This is a genomic window from Streptomyces sp. NPDC032161 (assembly GCF_040636995.1).
Lineage (GTDB): Bacteria > Actinomycetota > Actinomycetes > Streptomycetales > Streptomycetaceae > Streptomyces.
Map to the genome: position 1 here is coordinate 1 of NZ_JBEZVN010000115.1, position 1,710 is coordinate 1,710.

General features: G+C 70.1%; 1 protein-coding gene. It reads left to right on the top strand.

The features are described 5' to 3' along the window. The coding region (locus AB0E67_RS36445; RefSeq protein WP_362035156.1) for a condensation domain-containing protein at nt 1-1,710 on the top strand (1,710 nt) is incomplete at both ends.

Genomic DNA, 1,710 nt, shown 5'->3' on the forward strand with positions numbered 1-1,710 from the left:
GCGGGGGAGGAGTACGTCGCCCCGCGCACCGATACCGAGCGTGCCCTGGCGGGTATCTGGGCGGATGTCCTCGGCGTCGAACGGGTCGGCGTGCACGACGACTTCTTCGCGCTGGGCGGCGACTCGATCTCCAGCCTGAAGGTCGTCTCGCGGCTGCGCGGTGCCCTGGGCACGGGTCTGTCGCCGCGTGCGCTGTTCGACCACCCGACCGTCGCGGCCCTGGCCGGGCAGGTCGCCGGGGACGAGCCGGAAGAGCCGGGGATCCTCCCCGCGCCCCGGACCGGACCGCTCCCGCTCTCGTTCGCCCAGGAACGCCTCTGGTTCCTGGAGAACTTCACTCCCGGCGGTACCGAGTACAACATCTCCGCCGCTCTGCGTCTGACGGGTGTGTTGAACGTCGCTGCGCTGCGTGCGGCCGTGGCCGGGCTCGTCGCCCGGCACGAGGCCCTGCGTACGACCTTCGACTCCGTCGACGGCCGGGGCGTGCAGACCGTCCACGCACCTGAAGACATCGAGGTGACCGTCCGCATGGCGGAAGCCGCGGGCGAGGACGAGCTCAGGGCCATGCTGGCCGAGGAGGCGGCGCTGCCGTTCGACTTGCGCAACGGTCCGCTCATGCGGGTCATGCTGGTCCGCCTCTCCGAGCGTGAACACGTCTTGGCGCTGTCGATGCACCACATCGTGACCGACGGCTGGTCCATGGGCGTGGTCACCCGCGAGCTGAGCGCGCTTTACACCTCCGCCGTGCGTGGTGAAGACGATGTGCTGCCCGAACTTCCCGTGCAGTACCCGGACTTCGCGGTCTGGCAGCGCGAGCATCTGGCGGGCGAAGCGCTGGACGGTCAGCTCGACCACTGGCGTGACAAGTTGTCGGGTCTGGAGCCTTTGGAGTTGCCGACGGACCGGCCGCGCCCGGCCGTGCGCACCTCGGCCGGCGCCCTGCACGCCTTCGAGGTCCCGTCGGAACTGGCGGACCGGCTCACGAGGCTGAGCCAGGAGCGCGGGGCCAGCCTCTTCATGGCCCTGACCGCGGTGACGCAGTTGCTGCTTTCGCGGTACAGCGGGCAGCGGGACATCGCAGTGGGCACGGTGGTCTCCGGACGGGAGCGCGCCGAGATCGAGGATCTGGTCGGGTTCTTCGTCAACACCCTCGTACTGCGTTCGCGGATCGACGAGTCCATGGGCTTCGGAGCTCTGCTGTCGGAGGTGCGGGAGACGACGCTGGACGCGTTCGCGCATCAGGACGTGCCGTTCAGCCGGCTCATCGAGGAGCTGGCTCCCGAGCGTGACACCTCCCGCACCCCGCTCGTCCAGGCGCTCGTGGCGCTCCAGAACACCCCGATGGGCGCCTTCGAGCTGCCCGGCCTGCGTGTCGAGGACGAGGCGATGCCGCGCGAGGCGGCCCAGTTCGAGCTGAGCCTGCACTTCCAGCAGACCGACGGCGGCGGACTGGCAGCCGTGGCCGAGTTCAACACGGACCTGTTCGACGCCTCGACCGTCGAGCGGATGTGCCGCCACTGGATCGCTCTCGCCGAGCGTGTGACCGCGCAGCCGGACGCACCGCTCGACCGGTTCGGGATGCTGGAGACCGCTGAAGCCGGTGCCCTGCTGGCGCAGTGGGTGGGTCCTGGTGTGGGTGTGGGTGGTCGTTCGGTGGTGGAGTTGGTTGCGGAGCGTGTGGCGGCTGTTCCTGGGGCGGTTGCGGTGGTG